This is a genomic window from Polaromonas sp. CG_9.5 (assembly GCF_035984465.1).
GTDB lineage: Bacteria > Pseudomonadota > Gammaproteobacteria > Burkholderiales > Burkholderiaceae_C > Polaromonas.
In genome coordinates this window covers 1-7,162 of the sequence record NZ_JAXCHR010000047.1, presented here as the reverse complement: position 1 = coordinate 7,162, position 7,162 = coordinate 1, and the positions used below count along the sequence as shown (strand labels likewise).

7 protein-coding genes are annotated in these 7,162 nt (G+C 53.2%); 2 read left to right on the top strand and 5 right to left on the bottom strand.

Translation table 11 applies throughout. The annotated features are described in order from the left end of the window. Positions 1–82 precede the first annotated feature (82 nt). The 3 genes from RCH06_RS17505 to RCH06_RS17495 all read right to left on the bottom strand — a co-directional run bounded on the left by RCH06_RS17505 (position 83) and on the right by RCH06_RS17495 (position 2,399). Positions 83–388 (bottom strand): SDR family NAD(P)-dependent oxidoreductase, encoded by a 306-nt coding sequence (locus RCH06_RS17505; protein ID WP_327082749.1) that lies wholly within the window; start codon positions 386–388, stop codon positions 83–85. Positions 389–425: 37 nt separating this feature from the next. Beyond that, on the bottom strand, positions 426–1,169 hold the full coding sequence (locus RCH06_RS17500; protein WP_327082748.1) for an SDR family NAD(P)-dependent oxidoreductase: 744 nt from the start codon (positions 1,167–1,169) through the stop codon (positions 426–428). A gap of 264 nt (positions 1,170–1,433) precedes the next feature. After that, complete coding sequence (locus tag RCH06_RS17495) at positions 1,434–2,399, bottom strand: DMT family transporter (protein ID WP_327082747.1); 966 nt, start codon at positions 2,397–2,399, stop codon at positions 1,434–1,436. Between the two features lie 211 nt (positions 2,400–2,610). Between RCH06_RS17495 and RCH06_RS17490 the strand changes: the two genes are divergently transcribed. Continuing rightward, the gene (locus tag RCH06_RS17490) at positions 2,611–3,510 is read left to right on the top strand and encodes a LysR substrate-binding domain-containing protein (protein ID WP_327082746.1); all 900 of its coding nucleotides are present in this window, start codon (positions 2,611–2,613) and stop codon (positions 3,508–3,510) included. A 138-nt stretch (positions 3,511–3,648) separates the two neighbouring features. Here RCH06_RS17490 and RCH06_RS17485 read toward each other — a convergent pair whose 3' ends face one another. Both RCH06_RS17485 and RCH06_RS17480 read right to left on the bottom strand, forming a co-directional pair. Beyond that, on the bottom strand, positions 3,649–4,578 hold the full coding sequence (locus RCH06_RS17485) for an adenylate/guanylate cyclase domain-containing protein (protein WP_327082745.1): 930 nt from the start codon (positions 4,576–4,578) through the stop codon (positions 3,649–3,651). 263 nt (positions 4,579–4,841) lie between these two features. Next, positions 4,842–5,903 (bottom strand): site-specific integrase, encoded by a 1,062-nt coding sequence (locus RCH06_RS17480; RefSeq protein WP_327082744.1) that lies wholly within the window; start codon positions 5,901–5,903, stop codon positions 4,842–4,844. Positions 5,904–6,019: 116 nt separating this feature from the next. On the opposite strand from RCH06_RS17480, the gene RCH06_RS17475 reads away from it, so the two are divergent. Further along, positions 6,020–7,024: a DNA-binding protein gene (locus RCH06_RS17475; protein ID WP_327082743.1), complete on the top strand. Its 1,005-nt coding sequence runs from the start codon at positions 6,020–6,022 to the stop codon at positions 7,022–7,024. Positions 7,025–7,162: the final 138 nt, after the last annotated feature.

The window sequence follows — 7,162 nt, the reverse complement described above, 5'->3', positions numbered from 1 at the left end:
GGGTCAAAGACTCTTCTGGATTTGGAATTGTTCACGTAAGTTGCCGTTTCGTTTTGACAACCTATCGTTGTGTCTTTTTAAATTAGACCACCACAATCTCGCCAAAAGTGCTCCGCGCGGTGGCGACGATTTGCTCGCGAACGGCGGGCAGGGTGATGTCGCCCGGCGCGGCGCAGACGCTGAAGCCCTCGGCTTTCAGCGCGGCGGCGGCGCTTTCGGCACGCTCTGGGTAGTAGTCGTTGATGACGATGCTGGCACCCTGACGACACAGCGCGCGCACCGCGCCCAGGCCCATGCCTTGACCGGAGCCGGTGACCAGCGCCACGCGGCCGCTGAGATTGAACAAAGGGGCAGTGGTGGCGTCAGTCGCCGTAGAGATGTTGCTCATAGAAAGGCTTCTTGAATAAAAAGGATAGGGCAGGGTGTCAGCAGACCAGACTGCCGCCGTTCACTGGCAGCACTTGGCCATTGACCCATTCGGCCTCAGGTGAAGCCAGGTAGGCCACGGCGGCACCCACGTCCTGCGGCGAGCCGGCGCGGCCGACCGAGTTGGTCTTGCGGGCAATTTGCTCAGCGCCTTCCCAGTTGTTCATGGTGCCCAGCGACAACGCATTGGCAGTAATGCCGTGGCGGCCCACCTCGCCCGACAGGTTGCGAATGAAGCCGACAGCCGCTGCCTTGGCCGCGCCATAGGCGCACAGACCCATGCCGGTGGCGGTGCGGGCGGCGTCGGAGTTGATGGCAATGATGCGACCCCAGCGACGCTCGATCATGCCGGGCAGAAGCGCCTGGCAGGCATGCATCAGGCCGTGCAAATTGAGCTGCAGCCAGGCATCCCATTCGGATGGCGGCGAATCCAGAAACTGGCTGTAGCCCCAGCCCTGCGCGGGAATGCCGGCGTTGTGGACAAACACGTCAATCGCGCCCTGCGTGGCCGTCAGCCGTTCGACCATGGCAAAAATTGCGCTGCGGTCAGTCATGTCGGCGGCGGCTGCGTAGGCCTTCAAACCTTCGCCTTGCAGTGTTTGTGCGGCAGCCTCGGCACGCTCGGGGTAGAAATCGTTAATGAAAACGGTCGCACCCTGGCGCGCCAGCGTTTGCGCCACGCCCAACCCCATACCGCGCCCGGCGCCACTCACGAGCGCCACTTTTCCGTCAAGTCTGAACATATTGCTTCCTGGTAAATGCATGACCAGAAGGCAGTGTTCCCCGGCGATGGACGCGTGGCATCCCCCAAACGGAGGGGACAGGGCGCAAGAAAAGCAGGCAGTGGGACTGGCGTCGTTGACGCTTTTTTGCAGGTCAACCCGCTCATGCTGCTGACTCGCGCAGTGGCAGAGCAAGCCTTGAAAAGGTTTTTTCTCACCTAAATTCAAGGGCTGTCTGTTCAGGGCGATGTGCCTAAGCGATGGGTTGATGCGACTGACTGCCCATCACAGGCGAGCCGGCTCCAGCACTGCGGGGGCAGGGCGAGTCACGCGTTTTTCCGCCGTTACCAGCCAGATGCCCACGCAGACCAACACCAGCGCCACGCCGTTCTTCAAGGCAAATACGTCTTCACCCAAAAAGATGGCCGACAAGGTCACGCCGAACACTGGAATCAAGAAGTTGAAAATCGTCACCCGCCCGACCGGGTTGTGTTTGAGCAGCGCGCTCCAGATGCTGAAGGCCAGCGCCGAGAGCAAAGCCATGTACGCCATCAGTGCGGCCGACGGCAGGGTGAAATCTGCCATGTGTCCGCCCGCCAGCCAGCCGCCCATCAGCAGCACCGCGCCGCCGATGGCCATTTGCCAGCCGGTCATGACGGCGGCATTCAGGCGCTGCGACAGTTTTTTTCCGTAAATGGACGCTGCCGACAAAATGAAGGCCGCCAGCACCACGGAGCCTTCACCGGCCCAGGTGAAGTCGGGCTGCAGCAGCGTCGGTCCGTAATTTGCTGCAGCGACACCGACGAAACCCACCAGGCAACCGAGCATACGGCGGCCTGAGAGGCGGTCGTTGTGGTAAATGAAATGCGCCAGCAGCACCGAAAAGAAGGTGCCCGTGGTGTTCATGATCGAGCTCTTGGTGCCGGTCGCGTTGGCCACGCCGATATAAAAGAAGATGTATTGCAGCGCCGTCTGGCTCAGGCCCAGACCCGCCACGCTGGTCCAGTCCTGGCGTTTGATGCGCACGCCCCAGCCCATCACACAGGCGGCCAGCAACAACAGCAAACCGGCTGCGACAAAGCGAACACCTGCAAACACCATCTGGCTGGCCACGTCATGGCGAGCAATGCCGAACATCGCATAGCCATGTTTGATCGCCGGATAGGCACTGCCCCACAGCAGGCAACAAAAAGTCGCCAGCAAAAGCACGGCAGCAGGGCGAGACAGTAAAGAAGAATTCGAGTTCGGCATGGGCGCGGTGTCCAGATCAGGCGGTAAATTGAAAAAAGCAGGCGTTGACTCAGTGATGACGCTGCCCTGTGCGCGGGGGCAAGCGTTTTCTATTCCTGTGCGAACAGCGTGTCCGGGCCGAATCAGCTGCTATTTTGTGCCTGCAAGCGCATAAGATCAATTGGATAGAAATTAAATTATTGATAAGTAAAAATATATCAATTGGATAGCCATGAACTTCCGCCAATTTCGCTATTTTGTGACCACCGCCGAAGAACTTCATGTCGGGCGTGCAGCGCAGCGTCTGGGCATTGCCCAACCGGCATTGAGCCAGCACATTCGCGCGCTGGAAGACCAGCTCGGCGTGCAACTGTTTCTGCGCGCCCACCGCAGCATTTCGCTGACCGAAGCCGGTGAGGCCTTTCTGGCCGAGGCAAAGGCTGCGCTGCATCACGCCGAGAAAGCCGGCAATGCCGCCTTGCGGGCAGCGCGCGGCGAAACTGGCAACGTGGTAATCGGCTACGTCAGCAGTGCGCTGGCCGAGCAACCTTTCGTGCAAAGCCTGGCGGCTTTCCGTGCCAGCCACCCGGATGTGCAGATCGAGATGCTGTTGCGACTGGCCAGTACCTTGATTGAGGCGGTGCAAAGTGAAGTGGTTGACATCTCGGTGACGCGTGGGCCGTTGCCATCCGTTCCGGAAGGCTGCGAATCGTTCGTACTGGCCCGTCAGCCACTGATTGCCGTTTTGCCCGAAAGCCACCCACTGAGTGCGGCGACCAGTATCCGACTGTCAGATCTGGCGCAGGACACGCTGCTCCAGCCGGATGACCCGCCCGGTCTCAGTCTGGGCCATACCTTGCAGCAACTGCTGGCCGAGGCCGGCTTCAGGCCGCAGCGCACGATGGTCGTCAACGAGATGAGCTCGACCATCGGCCTGGTGGCCGCCGGTCTGGGGGTGGCACTGCTGCCCGCATCGGCCCGTGTCATGCGGTTGCCGGGTGTGGCTTTTTGCACCCTGGAAGATGTGCAGGCCGTGTCCGAGCTGATCGTCGTGCATCGGCGTTTTGAACGCTCAGCCGCCGTGCGTACACTGCTGGCCCGCTTGCGCCTGGCACAAGAAACCCAAGCCTGAGGGTTTCTGAGTGCAATTAAACACGCGGTTTATATTCGAGTCCGAATCTTGGATTCAATTAAAAAATTAATAGGTAATTAAATGACAAAGATGTCACTGAATTTGAGTTTTTTATGCAAAAATTAATTTAATAATTAGCTACAAGCTTGAAACTAATGCAATAGAAAGATTGAATAAAACCGTAGGCACCGTAAAGTCTTCAAAAGATGCACCCAAAGCTATTTCTCCATCATGTGACAGCACACACTCCTGTCGGCGCAAAGCCATAGTGACAGAGCTGTCTGTAAATCGTACCCATGTTCCATAGCTGCTGATATCTTCCAGGTAAAATTTTCCGTCGCGCCATGTGATCTGTGCATGTTTACGCGATACACGGGGATCTTGCACAACAAATTGCGCACTGGTATCGCGACCCAAAAATACTGGAAGCTGAGTGGAGCTGAAACTGATATTGATATCCAGCCATGACAATACAATAAATGCAGGCTTAACCTCACTTGGCCGTCTGAGTGAAGGCATTAAACTGGCAGGCATTGTAAAAACCTCAGACAGCACTTCGCTCTGCCACTCAATTCGATGCACCAGGCATGACTCCGTGCGTCCTCTTATCGGAATTTCTCCTATGCAGCGAGACCGTACCAGGCTGTTGTCTGGCAGCTGCTGGATCACCGTATCACTCGCAAGTATTTGATCAGGCCCCGACAAATCGCTCAGACGCGATGCCACGTTGACGGCATCACCATAGCAGTCGGCATCATGCTCAACAACTTCACCGCGAGCCATTCCTATCTGAATCCTCATTTTCAATGGTTCCGGCCACTTCTGAATGCGATTGTGATGCACTTGCTGTAGCTCGGTTGCTGCCTCAACGGCGTTCTTGCTCTCTTTAAACAAAATAAGAACCCCATCGCCCAGGTATTTGACGACATGTCCTCGGTGGGATTTGCAGACTTCTCCAATCCATTGCGTCAAACGCGTGATTGCCTGGGTTGCTTTGGCATTTCCCAGCGACTCAAAGACACCCGTGCTTCCTGTCAGGTCGGCGAAAACGACGGTAAATTTTTCCATGTGCTACGTGCAATCTTGATTATATTTTTTAGTTTAAAAAATAATTAAATAGATTTTTATTAAAAGCATTGGATAGGGTGTTATCAAAAGGTTTTGCAAACGCCAGATGTGGAATTTACTATTTCCCCATCATGCGCTATCTTCACCAGTAACAGTCAGATGGTTAGAAAGAAATTCTTCATACAAAAAGTTCCATTTATTGTGCATTGAAATATCCTTCTAAAATCGACGCAAGCTGATCGAGTCATTCTTCAATACGACTATCAACGATCAAAAAGATGCGCGACATTACTCGTTAGAGATGCACCTGCGCGGCTGTAACCCAGCACAGTCACCACGCTTTGGTGGCCCGTCATGGCCATAGTTTCTGCCAGCGGCATATTTTGTCTACCAGCCTCTGTGACAAAACCTGAACGAATGGAATGAGCCGAAAAATCTCCCTCAATATTGGCTAATGCGCATCGATATTTAACAATGTCACGCACACTGGCGGGCGACAGCGCTGGTCCCAGCTTTTCTCCTTTGCGCACTTGTCTGAAAATCCGGCCATCGACAATACCAGCCGCCATAAGCCATTCACTCAGTGCATCTGCCGCCGCACCTAACAAAGGTTTGTCATTTTCAGGTCGATGCATCCCTGCCTGGTTGGTTTTTGAGTAGGTGAGGGTGTAGGTAAACCCCTCGGGAACACGTTTTAGAAATCGCATCTCAGCACTGGCTACTTCAGAGCGCCTTCGCCCTCCGCTAGACCAGGCAAAAAGCAGGAGCGCTCGATCTCGCTTGCCACGAAGCGTGTCATCGCAGACAGCAAGAATTTCTTTTAGCAGATCCTTCGTCAAAGCATCTTTCTTATTAGGAAGAACGCCACGGCGAGCGTATGCCTTGCGAATGCGCGACAACAAATCCCGGACTTTCGGGTCATGACAGGGGTTTTTTAATTCGCGCAGCTGATGCGCTTTGGAAAGCACGGCAATTCGATGCACCAAGGTGTTGTGCGCCAGTGAACCCAGTTTTCCCTTGATCCCTGCATCAACAAGCGCCACATCAATTTTTGCAGGCAATTCTGATACCAGGCCAGCCACAGTAGAGCGATCAGCATGATCGACTATGAACTGCAACACGCAGGGCACCAAGACGGGCAATTGAATCTCGGAGCCGTAGCGTTCTGTATGCCAAGCAGACCAATAACGCAGAGCGCTGCGATAACTGGTCATGGTGTTTGGAGACTCACCTTCGCGTAAAAATTCGTCAACTGCGCGGTGAGCTTCATCACTAAGTTGCACAGGCAGCCGAACTGAGGAGTTCTGGAGCACGGGAATCAACATACTTTGATACTCCATTTATCTTTATAAAAAATATAACATATGATATATAACATTTCTATTTTTACCAGTGATAACAATCACTTATCGTGGGTAAATATACCCAAAGGAGCAAAGTAGTGCAATCTAAAAGTACGAGAGGTGTGCAACAAGAAGATGTGTGGTCTGCTGCAGATGCGTTGATAGCTGACGGTTTAAGACCGACGATTGAACGGGTACGTCAAAAAATCGGCAGGGGATCTCCAAATACGGTCAGTCCGATGCTGGAATCCTGGTTCGCTACCTTGAGTTCAAGACTCGGAGTAAGCGACGGTGCCAAGCCGCAGACTTCCAACACGCCCGTCGAACTTCAAAAAATTGCTGAGAACTTATGGTCTGCCGCACTGAAAATCAGCCGCCAAGAAGCGTTTGACGACATATCCCAATCACAGCAGGAATTGTCTGAAGCGCAGCAATCTCTTCGAGTTCGTGAAAAAGAGTTGGTGCAGAAGGAAGAAGTGCTTGCTGCGCAATATTCAGCCCTTGAGGCAGCTCGACAAGCTGCCGTGGAAAAATCTGATGACTTGATGGCGCGGCTCACTCAAATGGAAGTTGCTGCGAGCAAGCAGAGTATGGAAATTGAAGTGCTTCGCAAAAAACTTAATACTATTGATGCGGAAAAAGAGTTGGAGAGACAACGCTCAAGCGAAGCTGCGAAACAACATCACATAGAACGACAAAAGTATGAAGAGAGAAGTGACGCAACGCAACGCAAGTTCCTGGAAGAAATTGACAACGCTCGGCAAGAAGTGAAAAAAATGCGTTCTGAGGCAGCCATTTCAGAAAAGCGAATGGAATCTGATCGAAATTTATTACAGTTGAAGATTCAATCTCAAGAGAAAGAAATTTCAACCTCAAATGAATTGTCAGCTTTACAAGCGGCCGAACTTAACAGCCAGAGGCATGCACTAGTAATCGCTAATTCCCGTTCACATGAACTTTCCAGTTTGCTTGAGAAACATCAGATAGCAAGCGAAACGACCATCACGCGTTTGACTGATGCTTTGTCATTTCATGTGAAAGAAACGGGTGCTGAGCCAAAACTGATGATACGGAAGGTTAAACGGCCGATCCGTAACCAATAAGAAGATCGATTGCTGTTGAGCAATCGATCTTCTTATTTAACATAATATACATCGTAGAAGACCGGGCAAATTACTTGCCAAAGCGTCTGGCCCGCATAGCGTTGAAGCTGTCACTACGCCACCCAGTAATCCCACTTT